Source organism: Campylobacter sp. RM16190 (assembly GCF_012978835.1).
Lineage (GTDB): Bacteria > Campylobacterota > Campylobacteria > Campylobacterales > Campylobacteraceae > Campylobacter_A.
This window is the reverse complement of the sequence record NZ_LIWS01000001.1, coordinates 253,323-272,585: the sequence shown is the minus strand read 5'-3', so window position 1 is coordinate 272,585 and position 19,263 is coordinate 253,323. Positions and strand designations below refer to the sequence as shown.

At 36.6% G+C, this 19,263-nt stretch carries 16 protein-coding genes; 15 read left to right on the top strand and 1 reads right to left on the bottom strand.

The annotated features are described in order from the left end of the window. From CDOM16190_RS01425 to argH, 8 genes are all read left to right on the top strand, one after another. Positions 1 to 1,335: a sodium-dependent transporter gene (locus CDOM16190_RS01425; RefSeq protein ID WP_170018574.1), complete on the top strand. Its 1,335-nt coding sequence runs from the start codon at positions 1 to 3 to the stop codon at positions 1,333 to 1,335. Positions 1,336 to 1,366: 31 nt separating this feature from the next. After that, positions 1,367 to 1,861 carry a TRAP transporter small permease subunit gene (locus CDOM16190_RS01420; protein WP_169974492.1) on the top strand — a complete coding sequence of 165 codons (495 nt, stop codon included), beginning with the start codon at positions 1,367 to 1,369 and terminating at the stop codon, positions 1,859 to 1,861. A 1-nt stretch (position 1,862) separates the two neighbouring features. Then, positions 1,863 to 3,185: a TRAP transporter large permease gene (locus CDOM16190_RS01415; protein ID WP_170018573.1), complete on the top strand. Its 1,323-nt coding sequence runs from the start codon at positions 1,863 to 1,865 to the stop codon at positions 3,183 to 3,185. A 92-nt stretch (positions 3,186 to 3,277) separates the two neighbouring features. Continuing rightward, positions 3,278 to 4,699 carry a DUF4139 domain-containing protein gene (locus CDOM16190_RS01410; RefSeq protein WP_170018572.1) on the top strand — a complete coding sequence of 474 codons (1,422 nt, stop codon included), beginning with the start codon at positions 3,278 to 3,280 and terminating at the stop codon, positions 4,697 to 4,699. Between the two features lie 133 nt (positions 4,700 to 4,832). After that, a complete protein-coding gene (locus CDOM16190_RS01405) occupies positions 4,833 to 6,668 on the top strand; it encodes a biotin/lipoyl-containing protein (RefSeq protein ID WP_170018571.1) in 1,836 nt (611 codons plus the stop codon). A 69-nt stretch (positions 6,669 to 6,737) separates the two neighbouring features. After that, on the top strand, positions 6,738 to 8,315 hold the full coding sequence (pckA, locus tag CDOM16190_RS01400; RefSeq protein WP_170018570.1) for a phosphoenolpyruvate carboxykinase (ATP): 1,578 nt from the start codon (positions 6,738 to 6,740) through the stop codon (positions 8,313 to 8,315). Further along, a complete protein-coding gene (locus CDOM16190_RS01395) occupies positions 8,284 to 9,651 on the top strand; it encodes a CAP domain-containing protein (protein WP_170018569.1) in 1,368 nt (455 codons plus the stop codon). The genes pckA and CDOM16190_RS01395 overlap by 32 nt, the downstream gene beginning before the upstream one ends. A gap of 12 nt (positions 9,652 to 9,663) precedes the next feature. After that, a complete protein-coding gene (gene argH / locus CDOM16190_RS01390; RefSeq protein ID WP_170018670.1) occupies positions 9,664 to 11,043 on the top strand; it encodes an argininosuccinate lyase in 1,380 nt (459 codons plus the stop codon). A gap of 50 nt (positions 11,044 to 11,093) precedes the next feature. Here the strand turns inward: argH and CDOM16190_RS01385 are convergent, their stop codons facing one another. Beyond that, positions 11,094 to 11,447, bottom strand: coding sequence for a histidine triad nucleotide-binding protein (locus CDOM16190_RS01385; protein ID WP_170018568.1), 354 nt, complete (start codon positions 11,445 to 11,447; stop codon positions 11,094 to 11,096). A 141-nt stretch (positions 11,448 to 11,588) separates the two neighbouring features. Here CDOM16190_RS01385 and CDOM16190_RS01380 point away from each other — a divergent pair, with 141 nt between their 5' ends. The 7 genes from CDOM16190_RS01380 to CDOM16190_RS01350 all read left to right on the top strand — a co-directional run bounded on the left by CDOM16190_RS01380 (position 11,589) and on the right by CDOM16190_RS01350 (position 19,151). After that, entirely contained in the window at positions 11,589 to 11,948 is a 360-nt protein-coding gene (locus tag CDOM16190_RS01380; protein WP_169974271.1) for a hypothetical protein, read from the top strand. Positions 11,949 to 11,997: 49 nt separating this feature from the next. After that, on the top strand, positions 11,998 to 12,462 hold the full coding sequence (locus CDOM16190_RS01375) for a hypothetical protein (RefSeq protein WP_169974269.1): 465 nt from the start codon (positions 11,998 to 12,000) through the stop codon (positions 12,460 to 12,462). Next, positions 12,462 to 13,601 carry a hypothetical protein gene (locus tag CDOM16190_RS01370; RefSeq protein WP_170018567.1) on the top strand — a complete coding sequence of 380 codons (1,140 nt, stop codon included), beginning with the start codon at positions 12,462 to 12,464 and terminating at the stop codon, positions 13,599 to 13,601. The genes CDOM16190_RS01375 and CDOM16190_RS01370 overlap by 1 nt, the downstream gene beginning before the upstream one ends. 136 nt (positions 13,602 to 13,737) lie before the next feature. Then, positions 13,738 to 14,730 carry a phenylalanine--tRNA ligase subunit alpha gene (pheS, locus tag CDOM16190_RS01365; RefSeq protein WP_170018566.1) on the top strand — a complete coding sequence of 331 codons (993 nt, stop codon included), beginning with the start codon at positions 13,738 to 13,740 and terminating at the stop codon, positions 14,728 to 14,730. After that, positions 14,727 to 17,060 carry a phenylalanine--tRNA ligase subunit beta gene (pheT, locus tag CDOM16190_RS01360; RefSeq protein WP_170018565.1) on the top strand — a complete coding sequence of 778 codons (2,334 nt, stop codon included), beginning with the start codon at positions 14,727 to 14,729 and terminating at the stop codon, positions 17,058 to 17,060. The genes pheS and pheT overlap by 4 nt, the downstream gene beginning before the upstream one ends. Continuing rightward, positions 17,057 to 18,331 (top strand): 3-phosphoshikimate 1-carboxyvinyltransferase, encoded by a 1,275-nt coding sequence (gene aroA, locus CDOM16190_RS01355; protein ID WP_170018564.1) that lies wholly within the window; start codon positions 17,057 to 17,059, stop codon positions 18,329 to 18,331. The genes pheT and aroA overlap by 4 nt, the downstream gene beginning before the upstream one ends. Then, complete coding sequence (locus CDOM16190_RS01350) at positions 18,321 to 19,151, top strand: 4-hydroxy-3-methylbut-2-enyl diphosphate reductase (protein WP_169974258.1); 831 nt, start codon at positions 18,321 to 18,323, stop codon at positions 19,149 to 19,151. The genes aroA and CDOM16190_RS01350 overlap by 11 nt, the downstream gene beginning before the upstream one ends. Positions 19,152 to 19,263 lie beyond the last annotated feature (112 nt).

Genomic DNA, 19,263 nt, shown 5'->3' with positions numbered 1-19,263 from the left:
ATGAGTGATAAATTTTCTAAAATAGGTTTTATCCTATCTATAGTAGGTGCTGCTATAGGGCTTGGTAATGCTTGGAAATTTCCGTATATGGTAGGAAGCAACGGAGGCTCCGCTTTTGTGCTTTTGTATCTTGTTTTTGCCGTTATAGTGGGGCTTAGCATATTTTTTGCAGAGATGGCTATGGGTAAAATTTCAAATTCGGATCCAGTAAATGCATTTAAAAATTTAGCCTCGTCAAATTCCAAATTTTGGGGATTTGCCGGAATAATGATGATAACTGGTGTATTTATAGCATCATTTTATACACTAATTATAGGCTGGGTTATGAGATATGCCATCTTGTCTTTAGGTTCTTTGCCTTCTCAGATAAGTGACTCAGCTCAAAATTTTACTAAATTTATATCAAGCGATATCTTAGGTCAAATCGCATATTTTACTATAGCGCTTTTTGCATATTTTATAATCCTTGCAAAGGGTGTAAAAAGAGGGATAGAGCGTATAAATTTATGGTTGTTACCTGCCTTTTCTATTCTTTTAATATTGATGCTAATTTACTCAATGCAGATGAGCGGATTTGGCGAAGCTGCTAAATTTTTATTAGTGCCTGATTTTTCAAAGATTACTGGCGAAGCCGTATTCATGGCGCTTGGACTTGCATTTTTTACAATGTGCGTGGGAATTGGCGCGATAATTACCTATTCAACTAGCCTTGATGATAAGACAAATTTGTTTACATCATCTCTATATGTAGTTATTCTAAACATTGTATTTAGCGTTGTTATAGGACTTATCGTATTTACATTTGTATTTGAGTTTAACGAGCAGCCAAGTCAAGGTGTTGGACTTGCTTTTATCTCGCTTCCTACGCTTTTTGCTAAACTTGGGGCTATAGGAAATTTACTAAGCTTTGCGTTTTTTACAGCCCTTGTTTTTGCGGGACTTACATCTGCTATCTCTATGGTGGAGCCTTTGATATTTTATATAACAAAAGAGTTTAAAATTTCTCGTTCTAAAGCCATTTTTATAGTGGGGGTGAGCGTATATATTTTAGGAGTTCTTTGTGCTTTATCAAATATAGAAAATTTTAAAGATCATCTAACTTTCTTTGGCAAAGGGTTTTTTGATATATTAGACTATATAAGCTCAAATATTATGCTGCCACTTGGAGGTATAGTTATAGCGATTTTTGTTGGATTTTTTATGAAAAAAGAGAGCTTGAGTGCGCTATTTGTACCATATATGGGAGCTGTGATTTTTGAAATTTGGTATTTTTTACTTAGATTTGTTGCGCCAAGTTGTGTTGTGGCGATTATGATTAAGCAGATTGTGGGGTAGGGTTGTGGAAGAAAAACTTTTAAAAGCGGAGATGTTTTTTAATAAATTAGCTAATATCATCGGGTATATTTGTATGTTTGTTATGCTATTAATGATAGTTGATGTGTTTTTTAATGTCGTTGCAAGATATTTTTTTAAATACGGAAACGTTGGACTTCAAGAGCTTGAGTGGCACTTTTTTGCGATTATTATTATGCTTGGAATGAGCTATGCTCTAAAAGAAGATGTGCATGTAAGAGTCGATGTATTCTATGAGGGATTTAGTCCCAAAACAAAGGCTTTAATCAATATGCTAGGTGTTATATTTTTTATACTTCCTATCGCACTTTTAGTCTCTTGGCTTTCGTTTGATTATGTAGTAGAGGCTTATGAATCCGGCGAAGGAAGTAGCGATCCCGGTGGGCTTCCTTATAGATGGATTATTAAGGCGTTTATTCCTTTATCATTCTATCTTTTGATATTTTTTAGTATAGGATATTTTATAAAACATCTAAATTTATATATAGCAGCTAAGAAAAGAGGGTAAAATGACCGGTATAGTTATGTTTGTAGCTGCTCTTTTGATGCTTGGTATAGGCTTTTCTGTCGCTTTTACATTTGGAGCTGTTGCGGTTCTTTTTGGTCTTATTGGTGGCATGGTTGAGAGCTTTGGAGATGGCAGCGGCTTTATTGGCGGACTTGAAGTTTTTAAAGAGATGTTTGCTTTTATGCCATATAGAATTTTCTCAATCATGGAGAATAAAATTCTCATCGCCGTTCCACTATTTGTATTTATGGGTATTGTTTTACAAAAGACAAAGCTTGCTGAGCGTTTGCTTGAATCAATGGCGTTTTTGTTTGGTGAAATTCGCGGTGGTGTGGCTATAAGCACTGTTTTAGTAGGAGCTTTGCTTGCGGCTTCAACAGGAGTTGTTGGCGCAAGTGTCGTCGCAATGGGTGTTATGAGCCTTCCTGTAATGCTTAAATATAAATACAATAAATCTTTAGCCTGTGGAACCATATGCGCATCAGGAACTCTTGGGCAAATCATTCCTCCATCTATAGTGCTTATAATTTTAGGCGATGTGTTTTCCGTGCCTGTGGGCGATCTTTTTAAAGGCGCAGTAGCCCCGGGACTAGCTCTTGTAGGTATTTATGTAGCTTATATTCTTATTATCTCTTATCTGCATAAAGATTATGCTCCGGCTGTTGTTGAAGAAAGCGAAATCCCTAAAAGTAGACAAATTTTAAATGCTCTCAAGGCTATCTTGCCTCCTCTTGTGCTTGTATTGCTTGTTTTGGGTTCTATATTTAACGGTATTGCCACACCTACTGAGAGCTCTGCATTTGGTTGCGTAGGAGCTCTAGTTTTATCCATATTTTATAAGACATTTTCATTTAAAATGCTAAAAGAAACCCTTGAAGAGACTGTAAAAACCACGGCCATAGTATTTACTATCCTTGTCGGCGCAACTGCTTTTTCAATGGTTTTTAGCTATACGGGAGGAGATGAGATAGTAGAAGAGGTAATGTCAAATTTACCCGGTGAAAAATGGGGTTTTATACTATTAACCATGATTGTAATTTTTGCTCTTGGATTTTTTATAGATTTCGTTGAGATATCATATATAGTTTTGCCTATTTTAGTGCCGATAGTTGCAAATTTGGGTATCAATCCTCTATATTTTGCCATTATTGTGGCTATGAATTTACAGACTTCGTTTTTGACTCCGCCTTTTGGTTTTAGCCTGTTTTATCTAAAGGGAGTGGCGCCATCGTCTATAAAAACTACAGATATTTATAGGGGGGTTATACCGTTTATAATCTTGCAAGTTTTGGTTTTAGCGGCATTTGTAGTCATACTTTTATAAATTATACAAAATATTATTGATAAAGAGTTTTTAAATTCAAATATTAATCCTGAAAGAGTATAATTAACTCAGATTCTAGATAAGGAGTTAATATGAAAGAAATTGCTATTACGTCAGCACTTATGCTTTGTGCAATGGCCGATGAAAACCTGCTTGAAGTCTATAAAAATCAAAGCTTTTTACATCAAAATTTTATAAACCAAAAGAGCTCTTTTAGTATAAATTTGCCAGAAAATATCAATCAAAACGATATTGATGTGTCCGCTTCGTGTGAGCTAAAAAGCATTATATTAAAAGAGCCCGAACTCATTAAAAATAATATTTACGAGCAGTATGAAGCAGATATTAAAAAACTTGCTTTACTTAATAACAGACTTGTTGCTCTTGGCGAAAAATTTAAATTTATCACTATTACAAATTCTATCAAAGGGTCAAATGTTGATAGTCTAAAATCTGATAGCGATAAATTTTACGATGCGGTTTTGCAAAATTTAAACGAACAAACCTCTCTAAAAGATGAAATTAAAGAGTTAAATGACAAGATAAACTCTTATAATCTAAAAAAAATTAAAAAGGCCGATCTTGACTTTGAGTGCGATCCTAAGTTTGTTAAAATTTCATATCCTGTAAAGCTTAACATTAATACTCAAAATAAAGTTTTGGCAGATACTACAAAATCAAAAATTTATATAGAACAAAATTTAGTAGTGAAAAATCCTTTAAGTGTCGATATAAATAATCTAACTATCGTTCTTTATCCATTCTATTACTCTTCAAACTTGACTCCGCCTAGATTTAATCCTTGGTATGAGGGCAAGCCTGAATTTGAAAGAAGTTCTTCGAGGATGATGCAAGAGTCTGCTAGTATGATGGCTGTAGAGTCAAGTAGCAAGCGGGCGTATAGTAATGATATAGAGAGTCAAAATATACAAAATACACTTGCTAATGTATGGAAAATTTCAAAAGTAAATTTAAAATCAGATGAAGAGAGAGTATTTGCATATGATAAGCAGAATTTGGATGTAAAATTTGAGATAATTATAGATGGGTACAGTAACTCAAATGCCTATATAAAAGCAAATTTTATTCCGTTGAAAAGTATAGAATATGCTCTTACTGCATTTAAGATAGACGGCGTAAGTGTTGGCAAGGCTTCAAATTTTAAGGCTGAACCAAATAGTGAGAGTCATGTCTACTTTGGTAAGAATGATCTAATAAATGTGAAAAAAGAGAAAAATACAAATTTTACTAAAGAGTCGTTTTTTGGAGCAAAGAGTAAAATTTTGGAAGGCTATAATTACGAGGTTAAAAATAATTCAAATTCCGCATGGAGCGTAACTTTGATAGATAGACTTCCTGTGCCTACGCACGAAAGTGTAAGCGTATCCACCAAAAACAATCCAAAAGAGAGTGAGATATCAAAAAAAGGTGAGATAAGCTGGAAATTTTACTTAAATCCAAGTGAGAGTAAGAATATAGAATTTTCATATGAGCTAACTAAGCCTAGCAAGTAATCAGTCGAAAGTTTATAAAGAGGGTATGATTATAATTTTTAATTAAAGCAAATAAAGATAGAATTATCGGCGATATATTTTTATATTGCCAGTCTATTTTAAGACCAAATTTATAAAGTGAAAAAGGTAGCCTATGCCAAAGAAGTTTATAGATATTATGGATACCACCTTTAGGGACGGATTTCAGTCCGTATTTGGTGCAAGAGTTCTTATGGATGACTTTTTGCCTGCGGTTAGCGCAGCGAAAGAAGCCGGTATCACACACTTTGAATTTGGCGGCGGAGCGCGCTTTCAGAGCCTTTATTTTTATCTGAACGAAGACGCTTTTACTATGATGGATAAATTTAGAGAAATCGTAGGACCTGAAGCAAATCTGCAAACTCTAAGCAGAGGTGTTAATACCGTAACTCTTGATACGGGAAGCCGCGAGCTTGTCGATCTTCACGCTAAACTTTTTAAAAAGCACGGCACGACTACGATTAGAAATTTTGACGCGCTTAACGATGTGGAAAATTTAAAATACTCAGGCGAGAGGATAGTTCATCACGGACTTAAGCACGAAGTTGTAGTAACTATGATGGATCTGCCTCCAGGATGTGTGGGCGCTCATGATGTGGCGTTTTACGAGCGAATTTTACGAGAAATTTTAGATGCAGGCATCCCTTATCATAGTGTTTGCTTTAAAGATGCAAGCGGCACAAGCAGTCCGCAAAAAGTCTATGAAACTATCAAAATGGCTCGCAAGCTACTTCCTCAAAAAACTCACATCAGACTTCACACTCACGAAACCGCAGGCGTTAGCGTGGCGTGCTATCTAGCCGCACTTGAAGCGGGAGCTGACGGCATCGACCTAGCGGTAAGTCCAGTAAGTGGTGGCACAAGCCAGCCTGATATCTTAACCATGCTTCACGCGGTTAAGGGCAAAAACTACGATCTTGGCGGACTTGACGTTGAGAAAATTTTAAAATACGAAAGCGTTTTGGCTGATTGTTTGAAAGATTATTTTATGCCGCCTGAAGCCATACAGGTAAGCCCTCTAATACCGTTTTCACCGATGCCAGGAGGCGCACTAACTGCAAATACTCAAATGATGAGAGATAATAATATCTTAGATAAATTTCCTGATGTGATCGACGCTATGCGCGAAGTCGTAGAAAAGGGCGGTTACGGCACATCTGTAACTCCTGTAAGCCAGTTTTATTTCCAACAAGCTTTTAATAACGTACTCTTTGGCAAATGGAAGAAAATCGCCGATGGATACGGCAAAATGGTGCTTGGATACTTTGGAAGAACTCCTGCAAGGCCTGATAAAGATGTGGTTAAGCTTGCAAGCGAGCAACTTGGACTAAAACCTACCAAAGAAAACGCCATAGATATAGCAGACCAAGACGAAACTAAATCGATAAAATTTACAGAAGATCTACTTAAAAAAGAGGGCATAAAAATAACAGAGGAGAACGTATTTATCGCAGCAGCCTGTAAAGAAAAAGGAATAGTATTCTTAAAAGGCGAGGGCAAGGTAAATGTGCGTAAAATTTCTCAAACTACCGGTGAGAAAATTTGTGCCGCAAAAGAGAGCAGAGAGCCTGTAAACGAAAAATATAACGTCGTAGTAAACGGCAAAAAATTTGAGGTTGAAATTTATGATAGCGCAAGCGGAGCTGTTGAGGTTAAAAGCCTAAAGCCTGCAAGTGATGCTATGCTTCTGCCGCCTGAAATTTCGCCTGCGGGAAGAAAATCTACTAACGAAAATGACAGCAGCGAAACGGTGCTAAGCACACTGCCAGGAAATGTCTTTAAAATTTTAGTTAAGGTCGGTGAAAAGGTGACAAAGGGTCAAAAGATGTTTATCCTAGAGGCCATGAAAATGGAGATAGAGGTAGTCGCTCCAAAGGATGGCGTAGTAAATTCAATCGAAGTGGAGGCTGGACAAACGATAAAGAATGGACAAATTTTAGCAAGGATTTAGGTGGTTTTGGCTGATATTTTGCTAGAAATTTGAGCTAAAATCAACGATAAAATTTAAAAAGGAAAAGCAATGGTAAATGAGATTGAAAAACTAGGCTTGAGGGACGTTAAAAACGTCTATTATAACCTAAGCTACGACGAGCTTTTCGAGCACGAGAAGAAAAATAACGAAGGCAGAGTAAGTAGCAACGGAACATTTATGGTTGATACGGGAATTTTTACCGGAAGAAGCCCTAAAGATAAGTATTTCGTAAAGCAAGATCCAAGCGGCAAATACATCGCTTGGGGCAAAGTAAATAAACCGATATCAAAAGAGCTTTTTGACAAGCTTTTAAAAAAAGCCAAAGAGCAGCTAAGCGGTAAGGAAATTTACGTGCAAGACGCGTTTTGCGGTTCAAGCGATAAGAGTAAAAAATCAGTTAGATTTGTAACTGAGGTTGCTTGGCAAGCGCATTTCGTAAAAAATATGTTCATAAGACCAAATGAGGTCGAGCTAGCTAAATTTAAGCCTGATTTTGTAGTGTATAACGCTTGCAAATGCTCAAATGAAAACTACAAAGAAGACGGACTAAATTCAGAAGTTTTTGTTATCTTTAACGTGGAAGAAAACGTCGCGGTAATCGGCGGAACGTGGTATGGCGGAGAGATGAAAAAAGGAATTTTTTCTATGATGAACTACTGGCTTCCGCTTGAGGGTAAGCTAAGTATGCATTGTTCTGCAAACGTAGGTAAAAATGGTGATACGGCGCTATTTTTCGGGCTTAGCGGAACAGGTAAAACCACCCTTTCAACAGATCCACACCGCAAACTAATAGGCGATGACGAGCATGGTTGGGATGATGACGGCGTGTTTAACTTCGAAGGCGGCTGCTACGCAAAATGTATAAATCTAGACCCTGAGAGCGAGCCTGAAATTTACGGCGCTATCAAACGCAACGCTCTTCTTGAAAATGTCGTAGCGGACGCAAACGGAGTGGTTGATTATAAAGATGGAAACAAGACTGAAAACACACGCGTAAGCTATCCTATCGAGCATATAGAAAACCATGAGCCAAGCCTAAGTGCGGGCCATCCTGAAAACATTATATTCCTAACGGCAGACGCATTTGGCGTGCTTCCTCCTGTTGCAAAGCTTACAAAAGAGCAGGCGATGTATTATTTCTTAAGCGGATACACGGCTAAAGTTGCAGGAACAGAGCGCGGTATAACCGAGCCTGTAGCGACATTTTCAGCTTGCTTTGGCGAGCCGTTTATGCCGCTTCATCCAACCGTTTATGCCAAACTTTTGGGTGAGAAGATCGATAAGCACAACGTAAATGTATATCTTGTAAATACTGGCTGGAGCGGTGGTGCTTACGGAGTTGGTAAAAGAATGAGTATAAAAGCCACTCGCGCTTGCATAAATGCCATACTTGACGGAAGCATCAGAGAGTGCGAGTTTGAAAATTTTGAGAAATTTAATCTAGCTATTCCAAAGAGCCTAAGCGGGGTTGAAACCAAGCTTTTAAACCCTATAAATACATGGGCTGATTCAAGCGAGTATATCGCGATGAGAGATAAGCTAGCTAAGATGTTTGAAGAGAATTTTAAAAGATACGAAGATGTGAAAGAGGGCGTTGAATACGCAAAAGCAGGCCCTAAAGCTTAAATTTGGGCTGATTGGAGTCTGGCTTGTTTTACTTGCGGGTTGTGACAGCAGTTACGACCCTACAAGGCTTAAAGAGGCAAGCCAGCCTGAATTTTCTTATATAAGCGATAGTGACGCGCTTAGCTACTTAAACGACTACCGAAGAGGCTCGGGACTGTTTGGGTTTAAATTTAACGAAAACCTAAGTCTAGCCTCAAAAAATCACGCCGAATATAGCCTAGCTCACAATCATATGGGGCATGATGAAAGCTCAGGTCTTGCTAAATTTACAGGCTCAACGCCTAGCGAAAGAGCCAAAACCGCAGGCTATCACTCCATGCACGTGCTTGAAAATATAGCTTATAAGAGCGATTTTATAACCTCCATAGACGGGCTTTTTTCAGCGATTTATCATCGCTTTGCATTTTTAAATTTAAGCGTAAATGAAGTGGGTTTTGACGCTGCAACTTCTGATAAATTTAGCGCTTATGTCTTTTTGATGGGCAACTCAAATCTTAATAGCTTTTGCAAAAGAGGTGCAAGTGATAACGACCCCGGTAAATTCTACACAAATGTCTGTGCGAATAAAGATATCAAAGTAAAAGACACTAGGCTTGAGGGGTTTTTAAAATCAACCAAACAGTATGTAAAATTCCCTGATAAAGCTCCTGTTGTGCCGTATTTTAGCGGCGAAGTTCCAGATCCGTTTCCTGAGTGCAAAATCACTGCAAACCCTGTAAGTATAGAGTTTAACGAGAGTTTAAAAGATATAAAATTTCTTAATTTTGAAATTTATAAAGGCGATGAGAAACTTAGAAATTTAAAAATTCTAGATCAAAAAAGCGACATAAACCGCAAATTTTCATCTCATCAGTTTGCGGCGTTTTCAAGAGAGGTGTTTAGCTTTAACACCGATTACACCGCAGTTTTTAGCTATACGCAGGAAAATGAACCCAAGCAGATAAAGTGGAATTTTAAAACTAAGACGCTTAAATTTCCTTACTTTGAAGCAAGCGATGGCGATGTGCTAAGCGTAAAGCCTGATATGATATATGAAATTTTCTTTCGCCCAAAGGATTGTAATGATCTGCTTACGAGCTACTCTTACAACTCGTCCGCGCTTTTAAATTCCGCAGTCAAGCAAAGCGGAACAAACACTCTAAGCGTGAAGTTAAGCGGAATGGAAGGCGATATACTTACGATAAAGACGAGCGGTGGAGATGAGGTTAAGGTTAGGCTTAGTGCAAGTTCGCCAAAAGCGCAAAAAGAGCGTAAAGAATATATCATAAAATCCGCTCTCATGGTGCTTGGCGTGATAATCGTGTTTATAATAATAAGTAGAACATTAAGGAGGTAGGCAGTGAAAAAGATGTGGTCGGGAAGGTTTAGCGAGGCTAGTTCAAGGCTTCTTGAGGAGTTTAACGCCTCTATCGGCTTTGATAAGAATTTGTATCGCGAAGATATCGCAGGCAGCAAGGCTCACGCTAAGATGCTTGGAGCTTGTGGGATTTTAAAGCCTGATGAAGCGGAGGCTATCATAAAAGGGCTTGACGCGGTTTTATCAGAGATAGAAGGGGGCAAATTTGAGTTTAAAATCGAAGACGAAGATATCCATATGAGCGTGGAAAAGCGCCTAAGCGAGATCATTGGAAGCGAGCTTGGCGGTAGGCTGCATACGGCGCGCAGTAGAAACGATCAGGTTGCGCTCGATTTTCGCCTTTATGTGCTGCGCAGTTCGCTTGAAATCATGAATGAAATTTACTCTCTCATCTCTACTCTAAACTCTCTTGCGAACAGACATCTTGATACGCTAATGCCAGGTTTTACACACCTTCAGCACGCTCAGCCGATTAGTCTTGCTTATCATCTGCTTGCATATGCCTTTATGTTTAAGCGTGATCATGAGCGATTTTCAAGCTCGCATGAGCGAAATAACCTCTGTCCGCTGGGTTCAGCTGCGCTTGCGGGCACACCACATCCTATAGATAGAAAGATTGTGGCGCAAGAGCTTAAATTTAGCGGCGTTACGCAAAATGCGATGGATAGCGTTTCGGATCGTGATTTTGCTATGGAAATTTTATTTAACATAAGCGTTTTGATGACTCATGCTTCGCGTCTTTGCGAGGAGTTGATACTCTGGAGTTCGCAAGAATTTGGCTTTGTAACTATTAGTGACAGGTATTCTACCGGAAGCTCGATCATGCCGCAGAAGAAAAACCCCGATGTAGCCGAGCTTATCCGCGGAAAAACGGGTCGCGTAAATGGAAATTTGATAGCTCTTTTAACTACTATGAAAGGCTTGCCGTTAGCCTATAACAAGGACATGCAAGAGGATAAAGAAGGGGTTTTTGATAGTGTGCATACCGCGCTTACATCGGTTCATATCTTAAATGAGATGATGAAAGAGGCTAAATTTAACGAAAAAAATATGCTTGAGGCGACTAAAAAAGGGCATTTAAGCGCAACCGATCTGGCTGATTTCTTAGTGCGAGAAAAAAACGTGCCGTTTAGAACCGCTCACTTTATCACGGGTAAGGCTGTGGCAAAGGCCGAGAGTTTGGGCGTTGATCTAAGCGAGCTAAGCTCTGAGCAGTTAAAAGAAGTGGATGAAAATTTAGATGAAAATGCGGTTAAATTTTTAGATCTGCACGCTTCAAAAGAGGCCAGAACTTCGCTTGGCGGCACGTCAAATTTAAGTGTGCAAAAGCAGATAAATTCGCTTAATGAGTGGCTTAAAGATTTAAGATAGAGTTTAACAAGTAGGCGAGCTTGATAGTGTGGCTCGCCTTTAAAATATAATTAAAAAGTTGATTGCGGATCGGTAGCGGCGTCAGTCCAGTTAAGTTTTGCTCCGCCAAGCATGTGAAAATGCAGGTGCATAACCTCTTGACCGCCGTTTTCTCCGTTGTTTGTGATGAGGCGGTAACCGCTCTTATCAAGCCCCATTAGAGTTGCAACCTCTTGGATAAATTTTGTCATCTTTCCCATGAGCGTAGCGTCCATCTCTTGGAAATTTTTAAAGTGCTTTTTAGGAATGATGAGGATATGGATAGGCGCTTTTGGATTGATGTCGTTAAAAGCTAGAAATTTATCGTTTTCAAGAACCTTGTTGCAAGGGATTTCGCCTGCTACTATCTTTTCAAAAATTGTCATGATTATCTCCTGTTTAAAATTTTCAAATTATAACAAAATATAGTATAAAATTGAGCCTTGTTCCTGCAAGCAAAAATTAATATATATATATATATATACTTCTAAATAGATAAAAAATATTTTTAAAATAAAGGATTAATAATGGTTTGCATCCTTTCTATTGAGACTCAGTATTATCAAGCTATTGAAAGGCTTCTAGGGGGTAAGCAGGAAAGCTATACAGATGTAATCGTATTGCTTACTAAGCATCTTGTGGAATCTAAAATGCGCAAAATGCAAGATATATTAGGAACCGAAGATATATGGTCTGTATTGTCATCAGAAGGATTTTCTGTGCCTAACGATGAGATTGATAGCGCTAGACAGCTTGTAGATTTAGTTAGTAATTTTGAGGTGCCAGATAATCCGGCTTATACCTCTAGGGATGTAGATTTAGAGTTTCTTAAAAGCTCGCTAGATAAGCTTTTGATGATTTCTTCTTTTATTGAGCAACTTCAATAAAATATATTTTTTAGTTGCTATTAATGAATTATTGCTAGGAGTTGTTAAGATGATAGAAAATCAAGAATTAATTATTGTTATGCTTATTGTTGCTATTTTTGTTGGCTGGATTAATAATAAAACCAATGATAAGAAAGTGCATACAGAATATAATAATGTGCTTGCAAAAGCAATAAAAAAAGCTCATAGTAAAATTAACAATATAGATGAAGCTAGAAAATTTGTATATGAACAGCTTAATTTTATGTATTTTTTTTATGATAGTGATATTTTATGTAAAAGTTTTATAGATATGTCGGGCATTCCAAAATATGAGTTTTATAATGCAGATTTATTTAGTTGCGATACTGAAGCTAGCGATGTAATTTATGATCTTTTTGAGGAAGGATTAGCTCCGTCAATAGACGGCAAGATTGCTATGCAGATTATTACGCTTAGTGTTATGTTGAAATACAACATAGGAAATTCAGAAAAAATAAAAGAGTGTATTCTCTCAAATTATGGGAGGATATAATGTTTGGTGATAAATATACATTTTCTGAACTTAGAGAGGAAATATCTCTTCATCCTGCCAGCAGTCAAGAGAAAGAACATATTAAAGTTTTAATATCAAATATTGTTTATAAAATTACAAACCAGAACAAAGCAAAAATATTTATATATGAGCAACTAAATTTTATATATCAGTTCTATGAATTTGATAGTATGTGCAAAGAGTTTATTGATAGAATAGGTATTTCAGTCGATGAATTTTGTCATATCGATTCAAAAGAATACGAATCAGAAACTAATAGTATATTAAGCTGTAAAGGAAATTTTTATAACTTTCTGGATGTCATGTTTATTGTTATTATATCTATTATGAAAAAATACAATATCGGAAATCCTGAACGTGCGAATATATTTTATAGAAAAAGCACAACGAGATTTTTGGAGCCTATAACTATACAAATAAATAAGCATCCTACTGAAACTTATTTTTATGGAGAAGATTTTATAGATATAAATTGGTGTCCGTTACCAGGATATTCTAAAATCAATACTGCAATGAAACAAAGTTTTTTGAATGAAAATGATTTTTATATATCCAAATACGGATTAACTAATATTTTGGCAATGGATAATCTTGATAATATGGTTCATCTTATTGGTGGTCTTGTGAGCGAAATAGGTTATAGAAATGAAACAATAACAGCTAAAGAATTGGTAGTTTTAAGCAAAATATCTGAATATTTTTTGAATCTTGGTTTTGAGGATAAAATGAAAATTTTAACAGAGTGCATTGGATTTACTAAAATGCCTTTTGCTATCAAAAATAATAAAAGCGGTGTAAATATTCATTTTTTTATCTATCACTTTATGACAGAACCATCGTTATTTGAATTTTTTATAACAGATGATGAACATGGAAGTGTTGCTAAAATATGTAAATTTCATCATGGCAAGCGATATGATATGCTAATTCCTGTCAATAAAACATTAGATAATGTTTTATTTGCAAGCATGAATTATATACTTCAACATGTTTACACTGATATTCAAAATTTAAATTTTAATACAGATAATAATTTAATAATAAAAGAGATGCAAAGATTAAAAGGATTTAAATTTCGTTCTATAGACGAGATTCCTGTTTTTAATAAAAGAATTTAATCTATAAATTTTTATAATTAATTTTAATAATCGGATTGGTATTAAATACTTTATAGATTTGTCGCATTGTCTCTTTTATCAACACTTCAAAAACTTTTAGCTAAAATAGTCCAAAATTTTAATACAAGGTAAGAAATTGCAAGAGTATAAAGAAAATATAAGTAAATGCAAGAATTTAGCCGATCTCGACAAAATTCGCGTAGATTTGCTTGGTAAAAAAGGCATCATAACCTCTGAATTTGCCAAACTTAAAAATATGGGCGAAGATGAGAAGAAGGCTTTCGCTGCAAATTTAAATAAGATGCGTGATGAATTTGAAACGCTTTTGGCAGCTAAAAAAACTGAGCTTGAAAGTGGTGAGATAAAGGCCAAAATGAAGGCTGAAGCCATTGATATTACACTATTTAATGAGCCAAGCAGTGCCGGTGCTCTTCATCCTGTAATGGCTACAATGGATAAGATAATTGAGTATTTTATGATGCAAAATTTCTCGTTAGAAAGAGGCCCGCTTATAGAGGATGATTTTCATAACTTTGAGGCGTTAAATTTGCCTAAGTATCACCCTGCGCGCGACATGCAAGATACCTTTTATTTTAAGGATTTTAGATTGCTTCGCACTCACACGAGCCCTGTGCAGGTTAGAACGATGATGAGCACTAAGCCTCCTATTCGCATGATAGCTCCAGGTGCGGTATTTCGCCGTGATATGGACTTAACTCATACTCCGATGTTTCATCAGGTAGAGGGGCTTGTGGTAGAGGATGAAGGCGTTGTAAGCTTTGCAAACTTAAAAAGTATCTTAGAAAATTTCTTAAAATATATGTTTGGTGATGTAAAAGTACGCTTCCGTCCAAGTTTCTTCCCGTTTACGGAGCCAAGTGCGGAGGTTGATATAAGCTGTATATTCTGTAAGGGCTGTGGATGTAGGGTATGTAAGCAGACGGGCTGGCTTGAGGTGCTTGGATGCGGTGTCGTAGATCCAAACGTATTTAAAGCGGTAGGATATAAAAACGTAAGCGGATATGCTTTTGGGCTTGGAGTTGAGAGATTTGCTATGTTACTTCATCAAATTCCTGATTTGCGCTCACTTTTTGAGGGAGATTTAAGATTATTGGAGCAGTTTAAATGATATTTTCAAAAAAATGGCTAAATGAGTGGGTAGATATAGCAAATGTAGATAGTGAGAAGATTTTAAAGACTCTAAACTCTATCGGTCTTGAGGTGGATAGCTTTAACTCTGTAAAAATCCCTAAAAATATTGTTGTTGGATATGTAAAGAGTAGAGATAAGCATCCTGATGCGGATAAATTAAGCGTATGCCAGGTAGATGTCGGAAGCCAGACCTTACAGATAGTTTGTGGAGCTAAAAACGTAGAAGCTGGACAGTTTGTGCCGGTGGCGCTAATCGGCGCTGTCATGCCAAGCGGGCTAGAGATAAAAAAGACCAAGCTTAGAGGGGTTGAGTCAAATGGTATGATCTGCTCTTCAACTGAGCTTGGGCTAGTGAAGGTAAATGATGGAATTTTGCCTCTTGATGAGAGTATAGGCGAGCTAAAGCTTGGACGAGAGCTTTGCGAATATCCATTGATAAACGATGATATTATAGAGATCGACCTTACGCCAAATAGGGGTGATTGCCTTAGTATTTACGGCTTAGCCAGAGATTTATCGGCAGCACTTGATCTGCCGCTAAAGGATGTGAGCAGATATGAAGAGGCTGAAAATTTACTGGGAATAGGTAGAATCTTGACTCTGCGCACAGAGGAGAATATACAAAGTAATCTTCAATATAGAGCTTTTGAACTAAAAGAGAAATTTAGCGAAAATTTGCTTATGAAGATGCGTTTGGCAATCATTGAGTGTAGCAAGCAAAACTGTGTAGAAAGATTGTTAGAATACGTTGCTTACTCTACCGGAGTCATATTTAACGCGTATGATTATGACAAGCTTAAAAAAGATGATGGTAGAGTTGTTTTTGATATAGATAAGGATGCACACTCTGCAAGCAAGATTATGGTAGGCGGCGAAAATTTAGGAGTGGCTGGAATTTATCAAAGCGATGCGGCTAAAATAGATGATAACAGTAAAATTATCGTTATAGAGGCAAGCTACACAAATCCTGAAATAATTGCTACTACGATATACGAAGATAAAAAAATGCCGCGCTGCGATTATGTTTATAGAACCTTAAGAGGGAGCGAACCTAACATAAATTTTGGAGCAGATTATCTCTTTAAAATGCTTGCAGGATCAAAGAGCGCTTTGATATATGCAGGCTCTCAACAGAGTATTTTGCAAAAAGAGCCACGAGTGGTTAGCTTTACTATGAGCGAAATGAATAGGATGATAGGGCAAGAGGTTTTGAAAAATGATGTCGTCAAAATCCTTAAAAAGCTTGGATTTGAGGTAAATTTCAATGTAGAAAAAGATAGTGCGAATGTCAAAGTTCCTCATTTTCGCCACGATATCATAAACGCTCAAGATGTATGCGAAGAGATCGTTAGAATCATAGGTATTGATAATATTGCTTCAAAACCTTTGAAATTTAGCGAACAAAATCGTATCAACGATACTTTTGTAGATTATAAAAATGCGTTAAATTTAAGACTCAAAGCGGCTAGTAGCGGCTTTTTTGAGTCTGTTCATTATGTATTTGATGATTTGAATGAGCTAAATGAGCTTGGCTTTAAACCTTGTAAAGTAGAGATCGCAAATCCTATAAATAATGAGCTTAACACTCTTCGTCCGACTCTTGTAAACCATCTTTTAAAATCTGCAGAAAGAAATATTAAAAATTCAAAAAAATCAGTCAAAATTTTTGAATTCGGAAGTGTTTTTGATGAGAATGGAAACCAAAGCGAGAGATTTGGGTTTGTAGTTAGCGGACTTGTGAAGGAGCCAAGTTTACTAAATTCAGCCAAGCCTTATGAAATAGGCTTTTTAAGCTTTGCCTCTGCAGTTAGGAATGCGATTGGAGAATTTGAACTAAAACCTAGTAAAGATATAAATTATCTAAGCGAATTTGAGCAGGCTGAAATTTATCGAAATGGTATTAAAGTAGGCTATATAGGTAGAGCTAATGTAGTTGTTGAGAATAGATTTGATCTACCTAAAACCTATCTTTGCGAAGTTGATTTTGGTAAGCTTAAATTTAGTAGCGTTGCTGTAAAGGCCTACTCTAAATTCCCGGCAATAAGCAGAGATTTGAGCTTGATTGTACCTGATGATATGAAATTTGAAGTTATAAAAGAGTGTATTAATGCTCTTAAAATAGGATTCTTGAAGGAATTTTTACCTGTTGATATATATAGAGATAAAAATTTAGGTTCAAATTCTAGTTTAACTGTGAAATTTATTTTCCAAGATATAGAAAAAACGCTTGAAGATGAAGAGGTAGCGCTGATAATGGATAAAATTTTAGACAGTTTGAAGAAAAATTTAAATATCGGAGTGAGATGAAAATTTTTGCTTTAAAAAATAGGATTGAAGCGAAATTAGAGGTTATAGCGGCGGATAAATCGATATCTCATAGATGTGCTATATTTTCGCTATTAAGTGATAAGCCGTCCACAATAAAAAACTATCTAAAGGCTGAAGATACATTAAACACTTTAAATATAATTAAGCTTTTAGGTGCCAAAGTATCAGAAGAAAACGGAGTTATGACTATAATTCCACCTCAAAAATTGCAGGAGCCGCACTCTGTGCTTGAGTGTGGAAATTCCGGAACCGCAATGAGGCTTCTTATGGGATTTTTGGCTGCAACTGACGGATTTTTTGTACTAAGCGGAGATCAGTATCTAAATCGCCGTCCGATGGCTAGAGTGGGAAAGCCATTAATAAGCGTAGGAGCCAAGATAGATGGTGTGAATAATGGAGATATGGCTCCTCTTTGTATCAGGGGAGGCAAACTTGAGTATTTTAAATTTGAAAGTAAAATCGCTTCCGCTCAAGTTAAATCCGCACTTATTTTAGCAGGACTTAAATCAAATGGATGCGTTATAAGCGAGCCTGAACTAAGCCGTGATCATACAGAAAGAATGCTAAAGGGTATGGGAGCAGAGCTTGTAAGAAATAATCTTGAAGTTAAAGTATCTCCTATGCAATCGCCTCTTAAACCGCTTGAAATTTTTGTGCCAAACGATCCTAGCTCGGCTTTCTTTTTCGCTGTTGCCGCAGCAATAATTCCAAATTCGCATTTAATTTTAAAAAATATTCTTTTAAATAAAACTCGTATAGAAGCCTATAAAATTTTAGAAAAAATGGGCGCTGATATTAAATTTAAAGAGACTTCAAGCGAATATGAAAGTATCGGAGATATAGAGATTAAATATTCTCAACTTAGAGCCGTGGAGGTAGATGAAAATATCTCTTGGCTTATTGATGAGATTCCTGCTCTAGCAATAGCTTTTGCAAATGCCAAAGGAAAGAGCGTAATAAGAAACGCAAAAGAGCTTCGTGTAAAAGAGAGCGATAGGATATCTGTTGTCGTAGAGGGTCTTAGAAAATGCGGTCTTGAAGTAAGTGAATTTGACGATGGGTTTAGCGTGACAGGAGGAGAGCTAAATAGCGCTATAATAGATAGTCACGGTGACCATAGGATAGCTATGAGCTTTGCGATTTTAGGATTAAAATGCGGCATGGTAATAGAAAAGAGTGAATTTATCTCTACTTCTTTCCCGAATTTTAGCAATATTTTAAGAGAGCTTGGAGCTAGCGTTGAAGATTGAGCTTGCAAGTAGTTATGGATTTTGTTTTGGAGTAAAACGTGCGATAAAAATCGCTGAAAATGCAAAAGATGCTGCTACTATCGGACCTCTTATTCATAATAATGAAGAGATTAATAGATTAAAGATAAACTTTAATGTAAAAACCCTAGAAGGAATAAGCGAGATAACCGAGGAAAAAAAGGCAATTATACGTACTCACGGCATTACTAAAAACGATCTGTCTAAACTAAAAAATAGCGATATTAAAATTATTGACGCGACATGTCCGTTCGTGACTAAGCCACAGCAAATTTGTGAAAAAATGAGCAAAGAGGGTTATGATATAGTCATTTTTGGGGATGAAAATCATCCTGAAGTAAAAGGTGTAAAATCATATGCAGAGGGAAAGGTTTATGTAGTTTTAGATGAGAGCGAACTAGATAACATAAAGCTTTCGCAAAAAGTTGCTGTAGTTAGCCAGACTACGCGCAAGGTTGAAAAATTTATGCAGATAGTAAACTACTTAATGCTTAAAACAAAAGAGGTTAGAGTCTTTAACACTATTTGCAATGCGACCTTGGAAAACCAAGAGGCTGTTAAAGAGCTTGCCGAAAGAGCCGATGTGATGATAATAATAGGCGGAAAAAATTCATCCAATACAAAGCAGCTATATCTGATATCTAAAAATTTTTGCAACGATAGCTATCTGATAGAAAATGAGAGTGAGCTCAATGAGGAGTGGTTTAGGAATAAAAATCACTGCGGAGTAAGTGCTGGAGCTAGCACGCCTGATTGGATCATACAAAACGTTATAAAAAAGATAGAAGAATTTAAAAACTAGCAGATATATTATGCTTAATTGAATAATTTTAAATTTATAAAAATTGAGTTTAAAATTACTCAAGGATATCTATTTTAGTCCCAAATTCTCGCGAGTTAATCTACAAATAAGT

Bases quoted from the DNA above. Each gene is read 5' to 3' on its own strand.
- argH (WP_170018670.1), top strand. From the start codon at position 9,664: ATGTGGTCGGGAAGGTTTAGCGAGGCTAGTTCAAGGCTTCTTGAGGAG.
- CDOM16190_RS01425 (WP_170018574.1), top strand. From the start codon at position 1: ATGAGTGATAAATTTTCTAAAATAGGTTTTATCCTATCTATAGTAGGT.
- CDOM16190_RS01415 (WP_170018573.1), top strand. From the start codon at position 1,863: ATGACCGGTATAGTTATGTTTGTAGCTGCTCTTTTGATGCTTGGTATA.
- CDOM16190_RS01370 (WP_170018567.1), top strand. From the start codon at position 12,462: ATGTTTGGTGATAAATATACATTTTCTGAACTTAGAGAGGAAATATCT.
- CDOM16190_RS01385 (WP_170018568.1), bottom strand. From the start codon at position 11,447: ATGACAATTTTTGAAAAGATAGTAGCAGGCGAAATCCCTTGCAACAAG.
- CDOM16190_RS01420 (WP_169974492.1), top strand. From the start codon at position 1,367: ATGTTTTTTAATAAATTAGCTAATATCATCGGGTATATTTGTATGTTT.
- CDOM16190_RS01410 (WP_170018572.1), top strand. From the start codon at position 3,278: ATGAAAGAAATTGCTATTACGTCAGCACTTATGCTTTGTGCAATGGCC.
- pckA (WP_170018570.1), top strand. From the start codon at position 6,738: ATGGTAAATGAGATTGAAAAACTAGGCTTGAGGGACGTTAAAAACGTC.
- CDOM16190_RS01375 (WP_169974269.1), top strand. From the start codon at position 11,998: ATGATAGAAAATCAAGAATTAATTATTGTTATGCTTATTGTTGCTATT.
- pheT (WP_170018565.1), top strand. From the start codon at position 14,727: ATGATATTTTCAAAAAAATGGCTAAATGAGTGGGTAGATATAGCAAAT.
- aroA (WP_170018564.1), top strand. From the start codon at position 17,057: ATGAAAATTTTTGCTTTAAAAAATAGGATTGAAGCGAAATTAGAGGTT.
- CDOM16190_RS01405 (WP_170018571.1), top strand. From the start codon at position 4,833: ATGCCAAAGAAGTTTATAGATATTATGGATACCACCTTTAGGGACGGA.
- CDOM16190_RS01380 (WP_169974271.1), top strand. From the start codon at position 11,589: ATGGTTTGCATCCTTTCTATTGAGACTCAGTATTATCAAGCTATTGAA.